The 24,930-nt window shown below is 56.4% G+C and carries 17 protein-coding genes; 4 read left to right on the top strand and 13 right to left on the bottom strand.

The window, feature by feature from the left end:
* Positions 1 to 19: 19 nt before the first annotated feature.
* Positions 20 to 1,024 (bottom strand): SDR family NAD(P)-dependent oxidoreductase, encoded by a 1,005-nt coding sequence (locus EJ361_RS16135; RefSeq protein ID WP_126246672.1) that lies wholly within the window; start codon positions 1,022 to 1,024, stop codon positions 20 to 22.
* Positions 1,025 to 1,328: 304 nt separating this feature from the next.
* Between EJ361_RS16135 and EJ361_RS16140 the strand changes: the two genes are divergently transcribed.
* Positions 1,329 to 3,707: an ABC transporter permease gene (locus EJ361_RS16140; RefSeq protein ID WP_164714288.1), complete on the top strand. Its 2,379-nt coding sequence runs from the start codon at positions 1,329 to 1,331 to the stop codon at positions 3,705 to 3,707.
* Positions 3,708 to 3,835: 128 nt separating this feature from the next.
* On the opposite strand, the gene EJ361_RS16145 is transcribed toward EJ361_RS16140, so the two are convergent.
* The 7 genes from EJ361_RS16145 to EJ361_RS16175 form a co-directional block, all read right to left on the bottom strand.
* Positions 3,836 to 6,046: a Gldg family protein gene (locus tag EJ361_RS16145; RefSeq protein ID WP_126246674.1), complete on the bottom strand. Its 2,211-nt coding sequence runs from the start codon at positions 6,044 to 6,046 to the stop codon at positions 3,836 to 3,838.
* Complete coding sequence (locus tag EJ361_RS16150) at positions 6,043 to 6,987, bottom strand: ABC transporter ATP-binding protein (RefSeq protein ID WP_126246675.1); 945 nt, start codon at positions 6,985 to 6,987, stop codon at positions 6,043 to 6,045. The genes EJ361_RS16145 and EJ361_RS16150 overlap by 4 nt, the downstream gene beginning before the upstream one ends.
* 79 nt (positions 6,988 to 7,066) lie before the next feature.
* On the bottom strand, positions 7,067 to 8,497 hold the full coding sequence (locus tag EJ361_RS16155) for a RagB/SusD family nutrient uptake outer membrane protein (RefSeq protein ID WP_126246676.1): 1,431 nt from the start codon (positions 8,495 to 8,497) through the stop codon (positions 7,067 to 7,069).
* Positions 8,498 to 8,508: 11 nt separating this feature from the next.
* Positions 8,509 to 12,000: a SusC/RagA family TonB-linked outer membrane protein gene (locus tag EJ361_RS16160; RefSeq protein ID WP_164714289.1), complete on the bottom strand. Its 3,492-nt coding sequence runs from the start codon at positions 11,998 to 12,000 to the stop codon at positions 8,509 to 8,511.
* Positions 12,001 to 12,249: 249 nt separating this feature from the next.
* Complete coding sequence (locus tag EJ361_RS16165; RefSeq protein ID WP_126246678.1) at positions 12,250 to 13,440, bottom strand: FecR family protein; 1,191 nt, start codon at positions 13,438 to 13,440, stop codon at positions 12,250 to 12,252.
* A 113-nt stretch (positions 13,441 to 13,553) separates the two neighbouring features.
* Positions 13,554 to 14,156, bottom strand: coding sequence for an RNA polymerase sigma factor (locus EJ361_RS16170; RefSeq protein ID WP_164714290.1), 603 nt, complete (start codon positions 14,154 to 14,156; stop codon positions 13,554 to 13,556).
* Positions 14,157 to 14,234: 78 nt separating this feature from the next.
* The gene (locus tag EJ361_RS16175; protein ID WP_126246680.1) at positions 14,235 to 14,693 is read right to left on the bottom strand and encodes an Lrp/AsnC family transcriptional regulator; all 459 of its coding nucleotides are present in this window, start codon (positions 14,691 to 14,693) and stop codon (positions 14,235 to 14,237) included.
* A 17-nt stretch (positions 14,694 to 14,710) separates the two neighbouring features.
* Between EJ361_RS16175 and EJ361_RS16180 the strand changes: the two genes are divergently transcribed.
* From EJ361_RS16180 to EJ361_RS16190, 3 genes are all read left to right on the top strand, one after another.
* The gene (locus tag EJ361_RS16180; RefSeq protein WP_126246681.1) at positions 14,711 to 14,986 is read left to right on the top strand and encodes a hypothetical protein; all 276 of its coding nucleotides are present in this window, start codon (positions 14,711 to 14,713) and stop codon (positions 14,984 to 14,986) included.
* Between the two features lie 271 nt (positions 14,987 to 15,257).
* Positions 15,258 to 15,719, top strand: a complete 462-nt coding sequence (locus EJ361_RS16185; protein ID WP_126246682.1) for a LacI family DNA-binding transcriptional regulator — start codon at positions 15,258 to 15,260, stop codon at positions 15,717 to 15,719.
* The gene (locus EJ361_RS16190; protein WP_240646647.1) at positions 15,700 to 16,203 is read left to right on the top strand and encodes a GNAT family N-acetyltransferase; all 504 of its coding nucleotides are present in this window, start codon (positions 15,700 to 15,702) and stop codon (positions 16,201 to 16,203) included. Before EJ361_RS16185 ends, EJ361_RS16190 begins: the two co-directional genes overlap by 20 nt.
* Before the next feature lie 279 nt (positions 16,204 to 16,482).
* Here EJ361_RS16190 and EJ361_RS16195 read toward each other — a convergent pair whose 3' ends face one another.
* From EJ361_RS16195 to EJ361_RS16215, 5 genes are all read right to left on the bottom strand, one after another.
* Positions 16,483 to 17,622, bottom strand: coding sequence for an efflux RND transporter periplasmic adaptor subunit (locus EJ361_RS16195; protein ID WP_126246683.1), 1,140 nt, complete (start codon positions 17,620 to 17,622; stop codon positions 16,483 to 16,485).
* Between the two features lie 2 nt (positions 17,623 to 17,624).
* Positions 17,625 to 21,956 carry a CusA/CzcA family heavy metal efflux RND transporter gene (locus tag EJ361_RS16200; RefSeq protein ID WP_126246684.1) on the bottom strand — a complete coding sequence of 1,444 codons (4,332 nt, stop codon included), beginning with the start codon at positions 21,954 to 21,956 and terminating at the stop codon, positions 17,625 to 17,627.
* Positions 21,957 to 22,016: 60 nt separating this feature from the next.
* Complete coding sequence (locus EJ361_RS16205; protein WP_126246685.1) at positions 22,017 to 22,415, bottom strand: hypothetical protein; 399 nt, start codon at positions 22,413 to 22,415, stop codon at positions 22,017 to 22,019.
* Between the two features lie 207 nt (positions 22,416 to 22,622).
* Positions 22,623 to 23,621 carry a 2-hydroxyacid dehydrogenase gene (locus EJ361_RS16210; protein WP_126246686.1) on the bottom strand — a complete coding sequence of 333 codons (999 nt, stop codon included), beginning with the start codon at positions 23,619 to 23,621 and terminating at the stop codon, positions 22,623 to 22,625.
* Between the two features lie 75 nt (positions 23,622 to 23,696).
* Complete coding sequence (locus EJ361_RS16215) at positions 23,697 to 24,710, bottom strand: zinc-binding alcohol dehydrogenase family protein (RefSeq protein WP_126246687.1); 1,014 nt, start codon at positions 24,708 to 24,710, stop codon at positions 23,697 to 23,699.
* Positions 24,711 to 24,930: the final 220 nt, after the last annotated feature.

The raw sequence follows: 24,930 nt of genomic DNA on the forward strand, positions 1-24,930 counted from the left end.
GGATGAAAAACCGGGTGGATCAGCGGATATCGAATTCGATACCGGTCATGGATTCGGTGAGCGACCAGAGGCGCCGGGCGCTGTCCGCATCCAGCGAGGCGGGCAATACACCGTTTTGATGGAGATTGTCGGAATTGGGGTCCAGGAGCTCGGCCACATCACCGTCTTCGCAGTAAACCCCGCCGATTTCGCAGAGCAGCGGGCTCGTAGCGGCCCACACGGTGGTAGCCGCGCCCTGCGGGATGGTTTTGAGGGAAGCCAGTACTTCCGGGCGCATATTCCCCTGCTCATCTACGAAACCCATCTGCTGGAAAAGCTCCAGCGGCGCTTCACGGCCCAGTTCCGTACCGCCGATCGAGCCCGGATGCACGGCATACGCCCGAACCCGGAAGCGGGCCGCCCGGTTGTCGAGCTCCAGCGTAAAAAGGTTGCTGGCGGTTTTCGATTGTCCGTAAGCCTGGAGGGTTTCATACGGCCGGTGCCCGAAATTAGGATCGTCGAAATCGATGCCGCCCATCTGGTGCCCCAGCGACGAAACATTCACCACCCTCGCCCCGTTCGCCGCCTTCAGCGCGGGCCAAAGCCTTGCCGTGAGGTGGAACTGCCCGACGTAATTGGTGGCCAGTTGCGATTCGATCCCGCGTGCATCCCTGCGCAACGGCACCCACATGATGCCGGCGTTGTTGATCAGCAGGTGCAGCGGCCTTTCCGAAGCCAGGAATTTTTCAGTGAAAGCGTCTATGGAAGCGGGGTCCATAAAATCCATGGCTTCGATTTCCACCTGCGGGATGCCTTCGAGGTTTTTACGGGCTTTCTGCACGTCGCGCGCCGGAACAATGACCGTAGCCCCGGCTGCCGCCAGCGTTCTGGTGGTTTCTACGCCGATACCGGCATTTCCGCCCGTTACGATCGCGATTTTCCCGGAAAGGTCCATACCGGCGATCACGTCTGCCGCGGTGGATTGTGCGTTGAAGCCCGAGCGGAGCGGGTGCTGCAGGGCGCCCTGGTTGTTGTACTGTTTCATGATCATTTCGTTTTTGTTTGTTGAAACAAAAGTAGAACAGCCGCCGCCGGGTCACTTTGTTCTGCGGGCCGAATTTGCTTTGTTCAAAAGTTCATGGGGTTTGTTCAGCGGGCCGGGTAGAAAATGCAGTGACGGGCGATTATATTTGTTCAGTAAATAACAAACCGAAGGGGTTTCCTCCCGAAGGGGCTTTGCTTTTCCTGCCGCTCACCTCCCGGAAAAAAAGTTTATGGAAAATCCCCGCTCCTGCATCTTCCCTGAACCGGGAAATTCCATCGTTCAGATATCCATAAACGTTCTATCCATGTTCAGACACTACCTCCAGATCACCCTCCGCAATTTCAGGCGCTTCAAAACCACGTTCATCATCAACCTGGTGGGGCTTTCCACCGGACTGGCCGTGGCGCTGCTGATCTACCTCTGGATTTCCGGGGAGTTGCGGGTAGACGGTTTCCACGAAAACGGCAGCCGGCTGTACCAGGTAAGGGTCAACCGCGAACAGGACGGCCGCATCAACACTGTTACCGGAACCGGCGGCGGATTGGGCGATGCGCTGCGGTCCGACATGCCGGAAGTCGAATATGCCGTGACCATGACGCCGCCGGAATGGTTCAAAAAATTCAATATCGGCCGGAACAATGTAGTGATGGGCGCGAGCGGGAATTTCGCGGGAAAGGATTACTTCCGGATATTCAGCTTCCCCCTCATCCACGGAAACGCGGCCAGCGTGCTGGCGGATAAGAATTCGGTAGCGCTGTCGAAACGCCTGGCGGAACAACTCTTCCAATCCGCCGATAACGCCATGGGGAAAACGCTGGAATGGAAATGGCTGACTTTCATGAAGACCTGCACCGTATCGGGCGTGTATGCCGATCAGCCCGAATCGTCTACCCAGCAATTCGACTTCGTGCTCCCGCTGGATGCCTGGAAGGATTTCGTGCCGGCCACGGCAGATTTCCGGTCGGGACCGTTCCAGACGTTCGTTGTCCTGAAGCCGGGAACCCACCTCCCGGAGTTCCAGCAAAAGATCGAAAATTTCATCGCGCAAAAAGATAAAAACACCCCCTTCCCTTCCCGGCTGTTCCTCAGCAAGTATTCGGACGGCTATCTCTACGGGAATTATGAAAACGGGGTACAATCGGGCGGAAGGATCGAATATGTCCGGCTGTTTTCCATCATCGCGGCATTCATCCTCCTGATCGCCTGCATCAATTTCATGAACCTTTCCACCGCAAAAGCCTCGCGGCGGATGAAGGAGATCGGCATCAAAAAGGCCATGGGCGCCGGCCGGCATAAACTCATCTTCCAGTTCATCGGCGAATCGCTCGTCATGAGCTTCGCGGCGCTTTTCATCGCATTATTGCTCGTGGCGCTGTTCCTCCCGCAGTTCGACCGCATCGCGGGCCGGGCCGTAGCCATTCAATTCAGCTGGCAACTGGTGCTGGCGGTTTTCGGGATCACCATGGCAGTGGGGGTTGTAGCGGGCAGCTATCCGGCATTTTACCTCTCGCGGTTCAGCGTGGCGTCGACCCTCCGCGCCAGATCCGGCGGTGGATCAGGGGAATCGTGGGTGCGGAAAGGATTGGTCGCGTTCCAGTTCACCGTCTCCATCATTTTCATCGTTGGGGCCATGGTCCTGTATCAGCAACTGCAGTTCGTGCAAAACAAACAGCCTGGTTTCGATAAGGACAATATCATGTATTTCGAGATGGAAGGACGGGTGGCCGAGCGGACAGGCGCGTTCCTCAGCGAGCTGAAAACCATTCCCGGCGTGGTGAACGCCAGCACAGTGCAGCAGAATATCATCATGCCCGCGTTCCTGCCGGGGCCGGGAGTGCGGTGGAACGGTAAGAACGCCGACGACCGTATCCGTTTCCACAAAATGCCCGTCAATTACGACGCGCTGGAAACCCTCGGCATCCAGATGGCCCAGGGCAGAACGTTCAGCAAAAACTTCGGAACGGATTCCGCCGGTGTGATCCTCAACCAGGCCGCCATCAAAATGATGGGCATCGCGGACCCCGTCGGCAAAACGATCTACCTCGACAATAACCCGAGAACGATCATCGGCGTCACAAAAGACTTCCATTACAACTCGATGCACGAAAAGATCCAGCCGTTCCTGTTCTCGCTGCAACCGCAGGCTACGGCGCTGGTGATGGTACGGGTGAAGGAACATGATCAGCCTGCCACCATCAGCAGGATGAGCGAATTTTATGGTCGTTTCAATCCCGGCTATACGCTCAATCTTAATTACCTGGATACGGCTTACCAGCAACAGTACACCCTGGAAAAGCTGGTGGCCACGCTGTCGAGGTACTTTACCGTACTGGCGATCGTCATTTCCTGCCTGGGGCTCCTGGGGCTGGCGGCGTTCAGCGTGGAGCGGCGGGTGAAGGAGATCGGTATCCGCAAAGTGCTGGGCGCCAGCAACGGGAATATTTTCTATGTGTTGTCGGCCGGTTTTACGAAGGTGGTCCTCATTTCCATCGCAGTATCCATCCCCATCAGTTATTTCCTCACGAAAAACTGGCTCAACGGGTTCGCATACCGCATTGCGCTTACGCCGCTTTACTTTCTGGGCGCGGCCATCATTGCGCTGCTGGCGGCATGGTCCACGATCGGCGTTCAGACGGCGAAAGCGGCCAGGGCCAACCCTTTGCATTGCCTGAAAGACGAGTAGGCGTTCCATTTTTTAACACAACTGCCCCATACAAAAAGCCCGCTCGAACTGAGCGGGCTTTGCTTCCTTTTCGATAAACAGCTGCAAGCATACGGCCTGCAGCTGCGTGTTTTATATCCACTGCAATACTACCTCCGCTTCCTGTACAGCAGCAAGAACGCCGCGAATACCAGGAGCGATCCGGGGATGAGGCCAAAGAAAACTATTCTCATGGTGATGATACCTTTATCTGTGGTATCGATCGCGTCTTTCGACCGGATGGCGCCGGTGTTGACGGGGAAATCGCCGTAGGTGAACCAGCGGAACATTTCGGTTACGAGCGGCTGGTTCCACACCATGGGTTTGCGGCGCCCCAGTTCGCCGGAGCTCATGAAATCCGCGTCGCCCGTTACGATGATGCGCTGGGCTTTTCCGTTCACCGTTCTTTGGGCGGCTACGGCCAGCGCTTCGTTGTTTTTCGCTTTCAGCAGTGGAATGGTACGGAAACCCGTTGCGGAACCGAACCGCAGCGGCAAGGTGCCCGCCATGGATACGATGCCACCGCTCGCCTGAAAACCTCCCAACTGCGGCGCTATGGCGCCTGCGCTGTCTGCAAACCGCGCCAGCAAGAAATCAGGGGCATAGTCGCGGCTTTCTTCCAGTACGGCGGAATCGCCGGGGTGCACATCGAGCTGCCGCAACAGGGGCCTGAGCACTTCCCGGGAACCGGGCTCCGCGATCACGAGGAGGTTCCGGCCGCTGGCCAGGTAGGCGTCCAGCTTCCGCTGCACTTCGGGTGCAAACGCGCTTTGGGGATCGGCGACCACCAGCACATCCGTGGTAGCGGCGATATCCTGCTTCGTGAGGTCTACCGTATCCACGTTGAAGCCCTGGTTCACGAGCGCGCCACGGAACGTAAGCTCATTCACGAAGGTGCGGAACGCCCCGTCGCCGGCTTTGGTGATGCTGCGCTCGCCATTGCCGCGAAGGAACGTGACCACGGGGATCTCTTCCGGCGTCACCAGGCGCTTCAGCGCAGCGGTGAATTCCTGCTCGCCGGGGTAAATGCGGAGATCGTTGTAGAAGCGGAGGAAGGTTTGTTTGTCGCCGTATTGCAGCGACCGCACAAGGCGGTTTTCTTCGGATTTCAAATCCACCACCTTCTTCACATCTTCCGGCTTCATCACTTTTTTATAATCCAGGTCCTGGATATCGGCCACTTTTTTGGCGATGGCGGCATCGCTTTCGCCGGGGTAGTTTTTATACAGTCCTTCGTTGTTGGAGAAATCGTAATAATACACGTACTCCATTTGCATATCGGGCATGAACCGGCGGTAAGGCGTGAGGATACGTTCGTCTTCGCTTTTCTTTTCCGGTGCGCCGAGGTAATAATTCTGATCGAGGATGTTGACGTAGGTGGTGATCTTCAGCGGATGTTCCATCTGCGCGATCAGTTCACGGCTTTGCGGCCCGAGGGTGTGGTTTTTGGTGGCCGTCATGTCCAGATACCCCGTCAACGCCGGCAGGCTGCTGAGATAGCCGGTTACAAAGCAAATGCACACCAGCCCGAGGTACCTCGCGGCGCGGGCCATGGCAGGCCTTGCCTCCCGCTGGTCTTGCAGCCGCATGCCCGTGATGGCCAGGAAGAACCCGATGACGATGCAGAAATACACGATGTCCTGCGTGCTGATCAACCCGAAAATGAATTTTTCCGTTCTCCCCGCGATCGACATAAAATACGTGATATGCCTTACGGTATCGTTGCCCTGGAAAAGCCCGCCGACGAAGTTAAGCCCAGCCAGCACCGCCAGGGTACTGATGGCCGCCACCACCTGGTAGGTTGTGAGCGACGACATGAACAGCCCGATGGCGGAATAGGCGCAGATCAGCAGGTACAGGCCGATGGCGCCGGACACGAGCAAAGACCAGTCGATATTCGTGATGAAAAACGATCCGGCCACGGCGTAAGCGCAGATGATAAGCAGCAACAGGGCGCCGTATCCCATCATCGCCATATATTTCCCGAGCACGATGTCTTTCACTTTAATGGGCGACGACAGCAGCAGCTTGATGGAACCGCTGTGCATCTCCCGGCTGATGAGCCCCATCGTGAGCAGCGGGATGTAGAAGTACAGCGTGCCTTTCACGCCGGGATAAAACCCTTCCTGAAGGCCGGAGAATACCATGGAGGTGACGTCGTTGAAATGGTTGCCCATCCGTTGCGCCCTTCCGATCATTTGCAGGTAATAAATGAAATTGACCCCGATCTGGATGGGAAAAACGATCAGGATGAGCCAGGCCACCGGCGAATGGAACAGGAGGCTCAGCTCCTGGCGGGCTATTCTGGTTATGACTTTCATGATGGTACGGCGGATTTAAATGTTTTGTTGGATAACTGGGCGAAAATGGCGTCGAGCGAGCTTTTCTCCAGCGCGATCTCCCGGAGGCGCCACTTCCGCAGCACGCTCGTTTCCACGATATGCTCCGCAATGTCTGCCGTCGGCTCAAACCGCAGCCTGACGGTCTTGTCAGACAGGAACTGTACTTCCTTAATGCCTGCAATAGACCGCAGTTCCCCGGCGGAGGGCGGGTTTTCCATCGTAGCCACCAGGCTGTCCGGCTCGATGTAGTTGTTGAACGTATCCATCGTGTCTTTGAACACGATCTTCCCGCCTTCGATCATGATGATATCCTGGCAGGTGGCCTGGATTTCGGAGAGGATGTGGGAGGAGAAGATCACCGCCCTGTCTGCCGCGATTTCCCTGATGAGTTGCCTTACTTCCAGGATCTGGTTGGGATCTAGGCCGTTGGTAGGCTCGTCGAGCACCACCAGCAGCGGCCGGTGGATGATGGCCTGGGCGATGCCGACCCTTTGGCGGTAGCCGCCGGAGAGGTTGCCGATGAGCCGGTTGCTGAAGTGCGCCACACCGCAGCGTTCCTTCACCACATCCACCGCCGCCTTGATCTTCCGCTTGTCGATGAGGCGGAGATGGGCGCAATAGGTCAGGTATTCGTCTACGGTCTGCTCAAGATATAGCGGCGCGTTCTGCGGTAGGAACCCGATCCGCTTTTTAGCGTCTTCCGGATGTTCCCGCATGTCGATGCCATCGATGAGCACGCGGCCGCGGGTTTGACTGAGCACACCGCAGAGGATGTTCATGGTGGTGGATTTTCCGGCGCCGTTGGAGCCGAGCAGCCCCACGATGCCGTTCCGGTTGATGTCGAAGCTGATATCCTGCACCGCCCAGTCTTTGCTGTAGCGGTGGGATAGCCCTTCTATCTTAACGATGTTGTCTTGCATGTTCGTTATTTTTCGCAAAGGGAGGATGATGGCGCCGGCATTCACCGGCGCCGATCAAGGTATGTGGCTGGTTTGGAGATTACGGGTTGAGCGGCCAGTCCGGGTTGAACACGGTGGCGTTGGGCCACAGCTGGCGCAGGTATTCCTTGCTGTTGGGCAGCAGTTCGTAGACCATGCCTTCCGCGGTATGTTTGATGGTTTTGGCGAATCGGGGCTCTTTGTTCAGGCGTTTCAGATCGATCACGCGGATGCCCGTGAAGGCGAGCTCCCGGCGTCTTTCTTCCAGCACAAAGCGCAGCACGCGTTCCGCATCGCTCCCGAAATCGGCCGGGGTAAAGGCTTTGTACGCCGCCGGCGTAATGCGGTGCAGGCGCAGCTTGTTGATGTCTGCCAGCGCATCGGCCTGCTTCCCTTCGCGCGCCAGGCATTCCGCGCGCACGAGGTACATTTCCGGAACCCCGAGGAAATTGTTGTAATAATCACCACGGAGAAAAATCTTCACGCCATAGCGGTCCATGTAATTGAACGGCGGCGCCGGCGGCCAGCCGTCTGCATAGTACAGCGTCCAGCGCTTATCGTCGTTGGTGAACAGGGCCGTCAGATCAGGAGAAGCGCACACATATTGCCCGAGGCCCATCGGCCGCAGGAAGTGCCTGGCCACGATGGTTTCCGTGTTCAGTTGCGCATCGGGGATGTTCGTCCAGCCCACGGGAGCACCGGGCACGTTGGGGAAAGGCCCCGGCGCAATGATCTGATAGGTATTCATGTCCTTCAGTTCGCTTTGCAGGCCCAGCGCCAGGTCGGCGTTCTTCCTGGCGTTGGCATAATCGCCCATGAAAAGGTAGGTACGGGCCAGCGCGGCGTACCCTCCTGCTTTGGTGGCCCTGAACTTCGTAGGTCTGTTCTTCAGGGGAAGGTCGGCCACTGCGGTATTCAGATCGCTGAGGATCTGCTGGTACACTTCCTGCACGGAGTTCCGGCTGAATTTGGCACTGATGTCGGCGATCAGCGCGATGGGGATGCCGGGCGTAGTGGCCGCGGTAGCGCCGTCGTAATGCTGCGCATAGGTGTTCACCAGCAACAGGTGCTCCATGGCGCGGCCCAGGTACGCCTCGGCGCGGATACTGCGCCGGCTCGCATCGGTACCTTCCGTAGCGTCCATGATATTGTTGATGACACTGTTGCAATAAAAGATACGCTTGTACCCTTCGCTCCAGGTATAATCGTTATTTCCCTGGTCGTACGGCGAAGGGTTGAACTTGTAAATAAGCCGGGCAAAAACCTGCCGGGCCGAATACAGGTTGCCGGGTTCCCCTTCCGGCAGGAAAGCGTCGTCAGACAGGAGGTCCCAGTACATGTCCCCGTAATTCACCATGGTACCGGAATTGAGCATATTCTCGTAATCGGTGACCGTGGTGGGGATGAATTTATCTTTCGGCTTGATGTCCAGGAATTTGTCGCACCCAGACAGTGCCATTATGCTGATGATATACAGATGTAATTTCTTCATGGTCCCAGGTTTTAGAAAGTGATGTCGATTCCGGCCATATAAACGCGTGAAACCCAAAGCGTCCTGTTGGCATATTGGCTCGCCAACTGGTATGCCTCCGGGTCTATCCCCTGATCGTTACGGAACAAGGAGAAGGGGTTCTGCACCTGCAGGGTAAATTTGGCGGAGGAGAGTTTGGTGACGGATTGCAGCATTTTCGCGAAATCGTACGACAATGAGATGTCTCTCACTTTGAGATAGTCTCCCTTCAGCACATTCCGGTCTGCCGCAAACCAGATCAGCGTGTAATATTCGCGGCCATCTGCGTTCAGATCGGGAGCGGGCATGGTATTGGGGTTCCGCTCGTCGCCGGGCTTGCGCCAGAAATTCATCAGCCTTTTGTCTTCGTTCCGGCTGCCGAAATTGTTCTGGATGGGGCTCGCTACGTCGCGAAGCACATGCCCCCCGTTGGCGATCATCATCACGCGGAGGGTAAGTTGTTTGTAATTGAAGGTATTGGTAAAACCGGAGGTCCATTTGGGCCGGAGCGTACCACTGTACACCAGGCCGTTGACGTCTTGCATGTTCGCCACCACGGTGCCCGACTGGTCGTAGTTCTTCACCACTTTCCCGTCTGCATCGTATACCATCACGGTACCGTTGGTGGGGTCGAGGCCGGCATAGCGGAAGCTGAACACCGCATCCATGGGGTAACCGATGCGGTTAACGCCCCAGCCCTGCGTAAGCGTCCGGTAGTCGGGGTTGCGCAGGTTGATATCCGTCATCCGGCTTTTGTTGAAAGTCAGGTTCAGCATCGTGTTCCAGTTGAAATCCCGGCTTTCGAAATTGCGGGTGTTGAGCGCGATTTCCAGCCCTTTGTTGTTCATGCTGCCGTAGTTGATGAGGGCGAAAGGGAACGCGTTCGTGGGGTCCGTCAGTTTTTCGCCCAGCAGGTCGGTCGTTTTGCGGATGTAATAATCCACCGAACCGTAGATCCGGTTGTTCAACACGGCAAAATCGATCCCGATATTGGTGCTCGCCGTTTTTTCCCAACGGAGGTTGCCGTTCGGCGGATAAAGGATGTCTGTGGCGTTGGCGCGGGCATCGTTGAAGAAGCTCGACGAAGCCTGCAGGTACGGCCCGGCCGTCTGCGCCACGTTACCGCCCAGGCCGTAAGTGGTGCGGAGGGCCAGGTTGTTCAACCAGTTGATGTTTTTCATGAAGTCCTCTTCCGTCAAACGCCAGCTGGCGCCCAGGTGCCATACCGGCAAACGGCGGTCGCGGGTGGCCACGCCGAAAAGGTTGGAATCATCGACACGTGCACTGCCCGTCAGGTTATACTTGCCGTCGAACGTATACCCGAAGTTACCGTAAAACGATACGTAGCGGTTTTCTCCGTAGCGATAGTAAGTATCGTCGTTGAAGCCCCAGAAGAAGGTGCCATCGAGCGACTGCGTATTTTTAAGGCTGCCGAGCTGCACCTCGTTGATGGGCTGGAACTGGAGGTTATTATCATTATACCCCATTTTAGACAGCTTCGTGGCGCTGTTCGAGATGGCGCGCCATTCCGTACCGGCGATAGCGGTCAAACGGTGACGGGGCGCCACTTCCCGGTCGAAGTTCAGCTGGCCGCGGGCGGTATAGGATTTGGCCGAGGCCCTGGTTTCGAAAATCTGCCCGCCGTCGGGAATATTTTTGATGAGGTCCCCGTTGTTGTCTATCTGCGCCGCATCGTTGATCATGCGCCTGGTGTAATAAGACGTGGGGGTGTAGTAGGATTTGCCGTAGCTGGAGCCTCTTTCCGTCTGGTATTTCAGATCGAGCGTCAGCCCACGGATGATTCTTGCCGTAAAACCGCCCTGGATCCGCACGTGGTTCGACCAGCTCGATATCCTGGCCCTATCCATTTCTTCCAGCGGATAATACGTTTCATCATATAAACCAACTTCCACCAGGCGTTTGTTTTCGAACGGCGATTTCAGTTTGGTGAAGGGCGCCGGACTGCCGTCTGGGTACCGCATGATCTCATACGGCAGGTTGGTATAGTATTGCGTAGGGCCTTCGCGGGTGAATTTTCCATTACTGATATTGGTCATCATACCGATTTCCGCATCCAGCCATTTGAAGACTTTCACGCGATCGTTCAATCCCACGTTCACGGCTTCGTCGCGATCGCGCAATCCATAGCCGGAACTGCCGGTGTAATTCATGAAAATATTGTATTGATGGGCGTCGGTACCACCGTTGACGGAAAAGCTCTCGCGGTGTTTGAATTGGTTGCGCATGTAGAGGTCTTCCACCTGGCTTTGACCGTCGTAACTGCGGAGCTTATCGAGGATATCGTCGAGCTGGGATTTCGTGATATTGCCCTGTTCGTGATCGTAGAGCGCCTCTTTCACTTTGCTTTTGCCGGAGCGCTGGAGCCTGTCGTTGAAGGAAGGATGCCATTTGTGGAAGAGTTCTACTTCCATGTCTACCATTTCCTTCGAATTCATAAAGTTCAGGTAACCCGCGTCGGATTTGGGCGTGAGGAAGGCGGTGCTGCTGAAATTGACCGTCAGTTTCCGGGCGCTGCCGTGGCGGGTGGTGATGGAGATGACGCCGTTGGCGGCGCGGGTGCCGTAGATGGAGGTGGCGGCGGCATCCTTCAAGACGGTGACGTTCACGATATCGTTGGGGTTGAGGTAGTTGAGGTCTCCTTCATAGGGGAAACCATCCACAACGAACAGCGGGCTTTGGGTACCGTACAGCGTAGAAATCCCCCGCAGGTTCACCGCTCCGTTCTGCAGGAAAAGTCCCGGCACCGCGCCTTCCAGCCGGCTGATGAGGCTCGTTTGCATACGGGCGCCCAGCGTTTCTTCGGTGATCACGCTGAATGCACCGGTGGCGCGCTCTTTGGGGATCGACTGGTAACCGGTATTGGCGGTAACGTTCAGTTCGGTGAGGTTGGACGAAATCATGGAAAGGACCAAATTGCCCATGGTGCCGCTTTCCAGCATACGTGCCGAAATGGTCACGTCCCTGGTTTTGAAACCGATGAAGCTGATGCGCACCACGCTCCCTTCATTCACCGGAATGGTGAATTTGCCGTCTGCATCCGTGATGGCGGAGCGGCCGCCGCCGGTTGCCACGATCGTGGCGCCGATGAGCGGAACACCGGTGCTGTCGATGATGCGCCCGGTGATGGGGGTTTCCTTTACGGCCTGCTCCTCTTCTGCGGGAACGGGATCGAACTTCCCGTACAGGAAAATCGTGTTGTCGGCGATCCTGTATTGGAACGGCTGGTCTTTGACGATGAGGTCCAGGAAACTCAGCAAAGGCATGTTCTGCACGGATGCGGAAATGGTGCCTGCCTGGCGCAGCAGGTCGGACTTACCCCAAACCACGTACCCGGTTTGCCGCTTGATGGCCGCAAAAACCTTTTTCATCGGTACTTCCCTTCCGGAGAAAGTAACAGACTGGGAATACGTGCTGGCTGATACATGTAAACAAATGGCGAGAAGGAGAACACTGGTAATTTTCATGATCCGGAGGATTTTGGCTGGGAACCGGCATGGCAATTCCCAACGGCTCCAGTAAGCAGTTTTTTGCATAGATTTGCAACGTTTGGTTGTTAGAAATGGAGGTCTCGTAACCCGTTTTTTATCACCCGGCAAACTTTTACGGGAGTGTTCGCAGCACTTCCGTTTTTTATTTCCGGCTGACCGATCTTAGTTGATATTTACTAGTCCATGTATGATTTTTCTGATTTATGATATAGGGATAAATAGTTACTAAGGCATCACGACCAGCCGCCGTCCTTCCTCCAGCCTGAAATGCACATCCGACCGCTCCAGGCCGCTCAACACGTCAGACAGCTTCAGTTTCCGGCTCATTTCCCCGAAAAACACCACATCGGGCACATTTCCTTCATACACTACTTCCAGGTCGTACCATCGTTCCAGCTGGCGCATCATGTCGCGCAGCCCGGCCCCGTCGAAGTTAAACAGCCCGTTTTTCCAGGCGACGGCTTTATCCAGGTTTGCGCCGGGGATCACCTCCATTCCGTTCCCGCCGGCCTGCAATTGCTCTCCAGGCCTCAGCACCATAGCGCCCGCGGCATTCCCTGCCTGCGCGATCCTCACGGCGCCCGTCACCAATGTTGTATAGCTGTTCCGTTCGTTGGCATAGGCGTTCACGTTAAAGGAAGTGCCCAGCACTTCGAGGTCCAACTTCCCCGGCACCTTCACCCGGAAAGGCTTCGCGGCATCTTTCGCCACTTCGAAATATCCTTCCCCTGAAAGTTCCACGGCACGCTCGCCCCCGTTGAACGCCACCGGGAACCGCAACGAACTGGCCGCGTTCAGCCACACTTTCGACCCGTCCGGCAAGGTCACCGTAAACTGCCGCCCCTTGGAAGTGGCGATGGTATTATATTTCAGCTCCCCTGCCCCGGGGTCTTCCGGTGTATACTGCAATCCGTCGCTGCCCAACACCACGGCCGTCCCGCTCTGGCGGGAAATGAGGCCGTTGCCGGCGCTGTCCAGCTCCAGCTGCGAGCCGTCGGAAAGCGTGAGGATGGCGCCGTTTTTGCCAGGCGCCACGTCTGGCGGGGCGTTCACCGACACCATCGGTTGGGGTACGGGCTGATGGCGGTTGAAATACCAAACCCCTGCGGCCACGAACAATACCGCCGCCGCGGCCGACCACCACCGGTGCAGGAAATGCACGCGCAGTTTCGGCGGGGCGGCTTCATCGGCCGGGCGTTTGTCTGCCGCCAGGATCCGGTCGGCCACCTGCATCCAGTGCTGGCGGTCGAAAGGCGGGGCCGTTTCGGGCCGGGCAGCTTCCAGCCAGCTTTCGGCTTCGCCGATAGCGGAATCGCCGTGGTCGACGAGGGCTTGCAGTTCCCCGAGCTCGGCATCCGAAGCGGCGCCACTGGCCATGCGTTCCAGCAAATATTGTAAGCGGTTGTGCTTTTCCATGCATTTCGGGATCAGGTAAACGATGATGTTTTAGTTCCCCTTATCTATACCAGACAATCGGGCAGACAGGTAGTACCGAAAAAAATCAAAGTTTTTTTCGTCCGGGGATACAATCAGAGGAGAATATCGATCAAAACGAGGACAGACAATGGATACCCGGCATTTTGAAGGGAAACGCGGATATTTTTGAGCGCCATCACCATGAGGTTTTTCACGGTGCTGGATGCGAGGCCCATGCGATCGGCGATTTCGGCAATCGTGAGCGCCTCTTCCCGGCTGAGGCGGTAAATGCGGCGTTGTTTCTCCGGCAGGCGGTCAACAGCGTCGCCCACCAGGGAAAGCAACTGCCTGAATTCCACCATTTCCGCCACGGGTAACGATTTGCCGGAGGCGTCCTTTTCGTGGGCGATGTGGTCCATGACTTTATCGCGGAGGGCTTGCCGGCGCACGTGGTTCACGGCCAGGAAAAAGCAGATCTTCCGCACCCAGGCGCCCGGCTGCTCCAGCCCGGTAAGCTGGTCCCGCGCGACCCATACTTTGAGGAAGGTTTCCTGCACGAGGTCGTCCGCCACCGCCGCCGACCCCGTGATGCGCAAAGCCATGGCCTGCAGCCGGGGTACGTACAGCCCGAACAGTTCGCGGAACGCGGCTTCGTCGCCGGAGGCGATCCGGCTGAAAAGCGCAGGAGCGTCAGTAAGTTGACCGTCGTCGTTCAAGGAAACGCAATTGGTGATGAAATAAAGTGCCGCAAACCTCGCCAAAATCCCCCGGAAATGCAATGGTTGTACCGGCGATTACAGCGGGTAGGCCGTATCGCTTTTGGTTTCGGACAGCACGAAAAAGCTCTGCACCGTCGTGATATTGGGCAGGGTGGCGAGTTTGCGGTAGAAAACGTGGTAAGCGTCCATGTCTTCGGTGGCGATGCGCAGGATGAAATCGAAAGTGCCCGTCATCTGGAAGCATTCCATCACTTCCGGGAATTTTACCACTTCGTTCTCGAAAGAGCTGAGGGTGTGGGCGGAATGGTCTTTCAATAATACATGGCTGAAGGCGATGAGGCCGCGGTTGACCTTTTTGCGGTCGAGGATGGCCACGATCCTGCGGATGAAGCCCTGCTGCTTGAGGCGCCTGATCCGTTCGTGGACGGCGGCTACCGACTTGTGCAGCTTGCCGGAAATCTCCCTGTTCGTCAGCTCTGCGTTGCGCTGGAGGAGGCGCAAAATCTCCAGATCCGTCTGATCTATGTCTTGCATGGCAAAAAGTTGAAAATATGGAACCGGAAGAAGTTCGGCTTTCCGGCCACCGCCGGCCCGGCCCATCCGGCAAAAATGCCAAAACCAGGCTTTTCACCGGAAAATTTACGGTTTATTCGGCCATCATGCAAAAATTAGAAAAGATTTTTCAATTTAGTATGGAAATAATACGCCGGCAGACAGGGCAGCAGATCAACCGAAAAACAACCGTAATTCAAAAACCAACCATTTATTTTCTTTTGGGGATTCACCGGCTCAGGGGATCCTTTATCCCGAATTCGCAAGGACAATAACGCCATCATGCACCAAAACGATCCGGTTGCACGAGCGCCCTTCCGGCATGTTAAAAAACTGTAGGGTAATTACGCACGAATCCCGCTCATGTAGCGGGATTTATGCGTTTTAACAGGGTTGCGCAGCTATGCGTAACACCGTACCGCGCATATGGCGGCGGGCACATTTGTTGAACGGTGCGCCAATGCTATCAGGAGTTTTTCCGTGTTGACGGGCTTGTTTAGTTAAATGACTTTTCCCACCAATTGAAATAATTCGTTTCTTAGCGTCATGACAAGGCACCAGGTAACCTTCATTGATATCGCCGGGGAGCTGAACCTGTCCAAATCCACGGTTTCGCGGGCTTTGACGGGCCACAGGAGCGTGAAACCATACACGCGGCAGGCTGTGCCGGAACTGGCGGAGAAGCTGGATGATCAGCGGAACATGGCGGGCAATGCGGGATACGCCACGGTCATCTGCCAGTCCGACGAAAGCGATGAAACCGAAGTGGCGAACACCCGCGTGATGCCGGCTAACCAGGTAGCCGGGATGCTCGTCTCCATCACCCGCGAAACACGGAACTACGACCATTTGAAGATCTTCCGGCGCAAAGGCATCCGCATCGTGTTCGCGGATGAAGTGGTGCGAGGCGGTGGCCGGCTGGAAATCCATCCCCAAAGTTTTGAAAACCGAGCTCATCGTTCGCAAATCCACCTGAAAAAACGGCAGCATGCACATATTGACCTATAGAAACGCCTTGCAGGCAGACCTCCCGCGCATCGTCGCCATCTACAATTCCACCATCGCATCGCGGATGGTGACGGCGGATACGGATCCCGTGCCCACCGAAAGCCGGCAACACTGGTTCGATATCCATACGCCGGAGCGGCGGCCGTTGTGGGTGGTGGAAAACGAAGAAAAAGACATGGTGGGATGGATCAGCTTCCAGTCGTTCTACGGCCGGCCCGCCTATGACGCCACCGTCGAAATCAGTATTTACCTCGACGAAAATTTCCGCGGGAAAGGTTTCGGCAGGGAAATGCTGAAATACGCCATCCAACACGCATCCTCCTTCGGTGTAAAAACCTTGCTGGGATTTATTTTCGCGCACAACATTCCCAGTTTGCGGCTATTCCATTCATTGGGTTTCGAAGATTGGGGCACGCTGCCCGACATCGCGGAGCTCGATGGGAAAGAAGTGGGATTGAAGATACTGGGGAAACGGGTGGGTTGATATAATCGCACCAGTTTCCGTCAATTCAACACTAAACTCTTGCTTAGTATTATTCAACTCCAGGCCGGTCTCCGATATCCTTAACATCGATCCGTTCACCAGTATGCCAGTGGGCAACTTTTTCAAGGTTGACCTGCAACAAAACAACAGGATCGTTCGATTGTCGTATTGATGCGACATATCTGGTTCATACAGCCGCGGCCCCTTCCTGGGGCTGCTTCTACCAATCAGAAACCCCGGGGGCCTGGGCCCCCGGGGTTTCTGATTTCGTTCCCACCCTCACTCTGCCGTGTTCTTCAACTGCATCAGCAGGGAATACGCGCCGGCCGTCACAATGGTTTTCCCTTCCAGTCCGGGCGATGCCACCACGGTAACCCCTTCGCCCTCCTGCCCTTTGGTGACGGGCGTTAGCCGGAAAGAGCGCTCGCCTTCCTGCACGAACACATAATCCTGGTTCTCGAAATTCACGAAAGCCGCCGTGGGCAACACTTTCTCTACCATGCCATTCAACCGCACCTCGGCATTCATGTACATCCCCGGCACAAGGCTTTTGTCGTACTTCCGGAAATGGCAATGCACCTCGGCGCTGCGGTTCTCGTTCAGGGAATGACTGATCAGGATAATTTCCGCTTCGTACTTCTGATCGGGCCTGGCGTTGGTGTACGCTAACGCAGGTTGGCCGATAGACAGTTTGGCGAGGTCTTTTTCGTAAACGGTCAGGTTCAGGTGAATATCTTCCGGATTTACAAGATCGAAAATCACGTCGGACGGGGTCACGTATTTCCCGATGTTGACATTCACTTTGTTGACGTAGCCGTTAATGGGCGACAGGATATTGACCGTCCGCGAGATATTATTTTCCGTGAGCCGGTCTGCATCGATGCCGATCAGCGCCAGTTTGGCGGCGAGCGCGCGGGTGGAGATGCGCATGTTGCGGTATTCGCTTTCGGCCTGTTGCATGACTTTATCGCTGCTGGCTTTGCTGCTGTTGAGCTCTTTCTGCCGTTCGAATTCCTTCCGGGCAAACTCCAGCCGGTTTTTCGACATGAGGTAATCCTGTTGCAGCTGGATGAACTGGGGGTCTTCCATCACGCCGAGCAATTGCCCTTTTCTGACGAGCGTACCGGGCATCATGCCGGTAGATTTCAGGTAGCCGCCGAGCGGCGTGCTCACGGAGATCATGTTTTGCGGAGGAACGTCTACATGTCCGCTGAGCCGCAGGATGCCGCTCACGCTTTGTTCGGACAGGCGGCCGGTCTGAAGGTCTACGTGTTTGCGTTGTTCCGCCGTGAGGGTCACCACATCGGTATCCGCTGCCACCGGCGCGTCTCCAGGCGCTTCCGGGGCATTTCCGCAGGCGGCGAGCAGCAGGCAAAGCGCCGCTGCGAAGGCATTATTGAAAATGATATTGTGTTTCATAATTAATCAGCTAACAGGTATTGCAATTGGATAATGCTGTTGTTGAGATTGTTAACGGCATCGAAGTAGTCGAGCTGCGTGCCGAGGGATTGCTGGTTGAGGACGGTCCACTCGAGATAATTGATTTCCCCTTCCTGCAGTTGCCGGTTCAGCGTGGCGGTGATTTCCCGCGCGTTTTTCAAAGCGCCCGTTTCGAAATCGTTCACGATGTCGCGGAACTGCTTCACCCGCACCATTGCCCCGGCAAGCTCCGCTTCCAGCGCGGCCGCCTGGTATTCGGTTTCGTTTTGCGCGATGCGAAGACCGGTTTTGGCGGATTTGATCCTTGCGCGCTGCGAACCTGTGAACACGGGAACGGCCACACCCAACTGGAACGAATTGAACCGGTCGCCCCACCCGTATCGCACACCGTCGCGGATGCTGTGGTTATTGACCCCCGCGCTGAGATCGGGCAGCAGCTTCGCTTTTTGTACCTGCACGGCCGCACCGGCCGCGGCTTCCTGCTGGCGGCGCCATTTCAGCAACGGATGATCTGCCAGGCCGGCGGTATCCGGCAACGGCATTTCAAGCTTGAAGGCGGCCGATTCGGGCATGCGGGGCTCCCTGGAATGGAGGAGCAGCATGAACTGGTTCTGCAACAGCGCCCGCTCCTGCCCTACGGTTTTCCGGAGCATCCGCAGCTGGAGGAGTTGGTTCTCGGCACTGGCTTTCTCGAGGATGTTCGTTTCACCCGCCTTCAGCCGCAGCGCGGCTACGCGGAGAAACGCGCTGTAGGTGGAATCCATTTGCAGGAGGAGCTTTTCGCGCTCGGTCATGAGCAGCAATTCGTAGAAAATACCGGTCGTCAGCCTGCGGATTTCCACTTCCTGCAATTCCGTTTCCAGGAGCGCGGATTTCCATTCTTCGGCCAACTGCCGCTTTTGCCGGTTGTACAGCGAGGGAAGACTGAAGCTTTGGGTCACGGAGATCCTGTTGTCCGCCAACGGACTGTTAAACTTCCCATACTCGGCTCCCACGGCCATTTTCGGCAGATCTACCGCCGTCTTCATCAATTCCTTCGCCTGTTCCGCCCGCAAGCGCCGGTTCTGCACCAGGAGGTTATTGCGAACGGCGGATTCCAGCGCGGCATCGAGGCGGATAGGTTGCTGCGCGAACGAGGGCATAGCTGCCAAAAGCAGTACCACACCGGCCGCGAGCTTCTTCTTTTCTATATTCAAGTTCCCCCCTTTTTCGAAAGCCACATACAGGACCGGCAGTACGAACAGCGTCAGCAGCGTGGCGATCATCAGGCCGCCGATCACCACCGTAGCCAGCGGCCGCTGAACAGAGGCACCCGCACCGTTACTGAGCGCCATGGGCAAAAAACCCAGCGATGCCACGAAAGCCGTCATCAGCACGGGGCGCAACCGCGTAACGGTGCCGCGGGTCACAATTTTCCGCATATCGGTTTCTCCTGATTCCTTGATGCGGTTAAATTCCGCCACCAGCACGATCCCGTTCAGCACCGCAATCCCGAACAGCGCGATAAAACCCACGCCCGCACTGATACTGAAAGGCATACCGCGCAGGGCGAGGAGGAAAATGCCGCCGATGGCGGATAAGGGAATGGCCGTGTAGATCAGCAGGCCGTATTTGATGGAATGGAAAGCGAAATACAGCAACAGGAAGATGAGGACCAGCGAAACCGGCACGGCTACAGACAGGCGCGCCTTTGCTTCGTTAAGGTTCTCGAAAGAACCGCCGTAACCGATCGAATATCCGGCAGGCAGTTTGACGGCCCTGGCTACCTTCCCCTGTAATTCCTCCACGATGCTTTCCACATCGCGGCCGCTCACGTTGAAACCTACGAGGATCCGGCGGCGGGTGTTTTCCCGCTGGATCTGGCTGGGACTGTCGATCAGCTTCACCGACGCCACCTGGTACAGCGGGACCTGCGTGCCGGCAGGGGTTGGGATGAGGAGGTTCTGCACGTGGCGGATGTCTGCCCGCTGGTCGTTCTGCAAACGCACTACCAGCCCGAAGCGCTTTTCCCCTTCGAACACGAGCCCTGCGCTCTGGCCGGCGAACGCGGCGTTCACGTTCCGGTTGATATCGGCGATGTTCAGGCCGTATTGCGCGATGGCCGCGCGATCGTATGTAATGACGATTTGCTGCGTGCCCGTGATCTGCTCTACATACAGTTCCGTAGCGCCTTTGACCGTGCGCACGATACCGGCGAGCCGTTTGGCGTAGACGCCCAGCGTGTCGAGGTCTTCACCGAATATCTTGCAGACCACGTCCTGCCGTGCGCCCGTCATCAGTTCGTTGAAGCGCATCTGCACGGGGAACTGGAAGCTGGTGGTGACGCCCGGCACTTCCGATGCCGCGGCCCCCATTTTTTCGGACAGCTCGTCGAACGTGCGGGCAGATGTCCATTCCGATTTGGGTTTGAGGTTGATGATCATATCGCCTATATCCATTGGCATGGGGTCTGTGGGCACTTCGCTGCTGCCGATCTTGGTGACGATGTTGCGCACTTCCGGGAACCGGCTCTTCAGGATCCCCGCCACTTTCTGCACATGAGCGATGGTAGTTTGGAGGTTACTGCCCGACAGGACGCGCGTTTCCACCGCAAAATCCCCTTCCTCGATCGACGGGATGAATTCCCCGCCAAGCCGCGTCAGGATGAAAATGGCCGCTATGAACATTACCACCACGATGCCCACGATGGTTTTGGGAATGGCCAGCGCCTTCATCAGCCATCCTTTATATCCATTTTCGATCCGCTCCATGGCCCTGTCTGACAGGTTGGGCTTCGTTTTGACTTTCCGGCTGAGCACCACGGCGCTCATCATCGGGATGTACGTCAGCGATAAAAGAAACGCCCCCAGCAGCGCGAAAGCCACCGTTTGCGCCATGGGCTTGAACATCTTGCCCTCGATCCCCTGCAACGTAAAAATGGGCAAATACACAATGAGAATGATGATCTGCCCGAAAACGGCGCTGTTCATCATTTTGGAAGAGGCGCTCTTCACTTCGCCGTCCATCTCCCCTTTCGACAACTGCAACACGCCCGCAATTTTTTTGCTGTGGCTCAACTGGTGCATGACCGCCTCCACGATGATAACGGCGCCATCTATGATCAGCCCGAAATCCAGCGCACCGAGGCTCATGAGGTTGCCGCTCACGCCGAAAAAATTCATCATGATCACGGCAAAAAGCATCGACAGCGGGATGACCGACGCCACGAGCAGCCCCGCGCGCAGGTTCCCCAAAAAGATCACGAGCACGAACACGACGATCAGCGCACCTTCCATCAAATTGACCTCCACCGTTTTGATAGCGTTAGACACCATGTTGGTACGGTCGAGGAAAGGCTCTATCACCACGCCTTCCGGCAATGTTTTTTGTATTTCCGCGATTTTAGCTTTGATATTTTCGATCACCACATTGCTGTTGGCGCCTTTCAGCATCATGACGACGGCGCCGGACACTTCGCCTTCGTTATTGTATGTCAACGCCCCGTACCGCGTAGCCGACCCGATCCGCACATCCGCCACATCGCGGATAAGCAGCGGCGCACCGGCGGTACCATTCCGCACCACGATGTTCCCGATGTCTTCCCGGCTGCCGATGAGCCCTTCGCTCCGGATGTACAGCACGGTCGCCTGTTTTTCGATGTAGGCGCCGCCGGTATTTTCGTTATTGTTTTCAAGAGCGTTGAACACGTCGGCAATAGTGACGCCGTACGCCTGCAACCTGGCGGGGTTCACGGCCACGTGGTATTGCTTCAGCTTTCCGCCGAAACTGCTCACTTCCGCCACGCCCTTCACACCCAGCAATTGCCGGCGAACGATCCAGTCCTGGATGGTGCGCAGTTCGGTAATATCGTACCGGGACGCGAACCCTTTTTTCGGGCGGACGACGTATTGGTAAATTTCTCCCAGTCCGGTGGAGATAGGCCCCATTTCGGGTTTGCCGATCCCGTCGGGGATGGAGGCCTGGATCGCCGCCAGGCGTTCGGATACCTGCTGGCGGGCCCAGTAGATATCCACCCCGTCGTCGAACACCAATGTCACAAGCGAAAGCCCGAAGCGGCTGAAGCTCCTGATCTCGCTGATGCCCGCAATATTGCTGCTGGCCTGCTCCACGGGGAAAGTGACGAGCCGCTCGATGTCGGTAGCGCCGTACGAAGGCGCAACGGTGATGATCTGGACCTGGTTGTTGGTAATATCCGGAACCGCATCCACGGGGAGTTTGAACAGTTCGAAAATACCATAGATGATGAGCGCGATGGTAAACAGCGCAACAACGAGTTTATTCCTCACGGAAAACCCGATAATTCGATTCAACATGAAATTCTGATTTGATCTATCCGGAAACAAAAATTGGACAGACCCGGCTATGGCCAGGCCTTATACAAAAAAGGACGCTCCGGACCTGGGCGGTTGCCAGATTTTGCTGACGCCTTCGGAAGGGATGAAGTCGGCGTAGCGGGGAAACAATGCATCGGCCGCAAGGGGCATCACCGGCTTTTTGAGCGCCAGCGGACTGGGTGCGGGGATGACGGGACTGAACATCAGGTTGGTATCTACCCGTTTGAACGGCAACTGGTTGTCGCGCTCTTCATCGTGGTCAGTATGGGGAACGTTATTGTAATGATCGGTGAGGAACTGTGAAAAAGTGATGTCTTTGTTCAATTGCCGGTGCTCGTTGAAGTGCTGGATCAGCACGGGCAGCTTCGCGATCTCCCGGAGTTCGGTGCTGGAGATCGTGTAGACCACGAACAATATCAGTGCGAGCAATTTTTTCACAAGACATAAAGGTAGGCATTATTTTCTTTATATCTCCGAATTACACCTGCGGCAATGCGGGCGCCTGAACGCTTTGCCCGACACCTTGCGGATCATCGTGTACGCAGAAGGCAAACGGCCCGTGGATCGCCATCGCAGGCACCACGCTGCAAGGCATTGCGAGAAAACCCGCCTTCCTGGCGGGCTTTCGTATACCGGGGGAATATTTTATACGAGAATTACTTTCTCATCCACCGCCTCCCCATTCATCAACTGCCCCACACTCCGCAACGTGACCTCCGCGATCTGCCGCAGGGCTTCTTCCGTGAAAAAGGCCTGGTGGCCGGTCACCAGTACGTTCGGGAAACTCATGAGCCGCTGGATGGTATCGTCTTCGATGATGCTGCCAGACAGGTCTTTGAAAAACAGTTTTTCCTCCTGTTCGTATACATCGATGCCGAGATAGGCGATGTGGCCCGATTTAAGGCTGTCGATCACATCCGTGGTGTGGAGCAGTCCGCCGCGGCTGGTGTTGATGATGGTAATACCGCGTTTCATCTTCCGGAGGGTTTCGCGGTTGATAAGGTATTTGTTTTCGGGGACGAGCGGGCAATGCAGGGAAATAACGTCGGACGCGGCCATCAGCTCCTCCAATGGTAAATATTCCACACCGGCCGCCTGCAATTCCGCGTCGGGGAACGGGTCTGTAGCGATCACCCGGCAGCCGAAACCCGCCATGATCTTGCAAAAAGCCTTGCCGATCTTGCCGGTGCCGACAACGCCCACCGCTTTGCCGTGTATATTGAAGCCCAGCAGTCCGTTCAGCGCGAAGTTCTGCTCCCGCACGCGGTTGTACGCCTTGTGGGTTTTACGGACGAGCGTCAGCAACATGGCCACGGCATGTTCCGCCACGGCTTCGGGGGAATATGCCGGAACGCGGCACACGCGGATGCCGTGTTTGCGGGCCGCATCCAGCTGCACGTTGTTGAATCCGGCGCAGCGCAGTGCCAGCACTTTCACGCCTTTGGTGGCCAATACGCCAATCACTTCCCCGGTCAGCTTGTCGTTCACGAAGGTGCAAACAACCGGCGTTCCGTCGGCCACGGCATTCACGATATGCGGGCCGAGATGGGTTTCAAGGAATTCCAGCTCGAAGCCGTGTTTTTCGTTCGCCTGATGGAAAAACTGCCTGTCGTATGGTTTAGCGGAGAAGAATAACATTTTCATGGTCCTGAAAATACGAAACCACGCGTTTTCGGGCAAATGATCGTCGTCATCCATAAGGAAAGGCGGCGGCAACCGTCACAACTGCACCATGGCCTTTACCACGCCATTGGCCGGATCGAGCCAGGACGCGAACTCCCGGGCCACTGCATCGAATTTGACGGTATGGGTGATGTAATGTGTAGGATCCACGAGCCCTTTGCGCATGGCGTCCATGACATGCCGGAAATCCTCCTTCGTGGCGTTGCGGCTGCTCATGAGGGTAGCTTCGCGTTTGTGGAATTCGGGATGTGCGACGGTAATCTCCCCGCGCTGGAGCCCCACAAGCACGTAACGCCCGCCGTGTGCGAGGTACCGGAAGCCGTCGTTGATGGCGCGCTGGCTACCGGTAGCGTCTATCACCACTGTCGGAAAATCGCCATGGGTGATGGTTTGGAGTGCGGCTTCGGGGTTTTCGGCGGCCGCGTTGATGGTATGCCTGATGCTGAGCTTGTCTTTACAGAACTGGAGGCGCCGGGAATTGATGTCTACCGCGATCACCTCCGCCCCGGCGATCCGGGCAAATTCCATGATCCCCAGTCCGATGGGGCCCGCACCGATCACTGCCACGAATTCTCCCGGCATCACGCCCGCCCGGCGCACGCCGTGGGCACCGATGGCCAGGGGCTCCACGAGCGCCAGCGCGTCGAAAGAAAGCCCTTCGCCATGCAGCAATGAGGCCGACGGCACCTGCAGGTATTCCACCATCCCGCCGTCCACATGCACCCCGCACACGGCGATGTTCACACAACAATTGGGTTTCCCTGTCCGGCAGGCGATGCATTTCCCGCAATTGAAATAGGGAATGAATGTGACCGCCTCCCCCACTTCGAACCCCGGCGCACCATCCGCAGCTACCAGTTCGCCGGAAAGCTCGTGCCCCAACACCCGCGGGTAACTGAAAAAAGGCTGCGTGCCTTCGAAAGCATGCAGATCCGTACCGCAAATGCCGATCCGGCGGATGCGGATGATCGCGTGGTCTTTCTTCAGTTCGGGTTGCGATGCTTCGCCGTAAATCAGCTCTCGGGGCGTGGTGCAGGTCAAAATCTTCATTCGTAGCGCGGTTTTGGGTCAAAAATGGCTAATCCTGACGGGAATTCCTTGTCCAAATCCGACTTTTCCTGTTACAGAACAGAGGATGGCAAGCCGCCGGGATGCGCGAAATTGTTAAGGCAGTACTGTTGTAGTACGGTTCCTGTACGGTATCTATACTAAAGCTGTACCATATCATTACCGTTTGCATAAAAAAAGCGCCGCAACCCGTGGCTGCGGC

This window comes from Chitinophaga rhizosphaerae (genome assembly GCF_003958645.1).
Classification (GTDB): Bacteria; Bacteroidota; Bacteroidia; order Chitinophagales; family Chitinophagaceae; genus Chitinophaga; species Chitinophaga rhizosphaerae.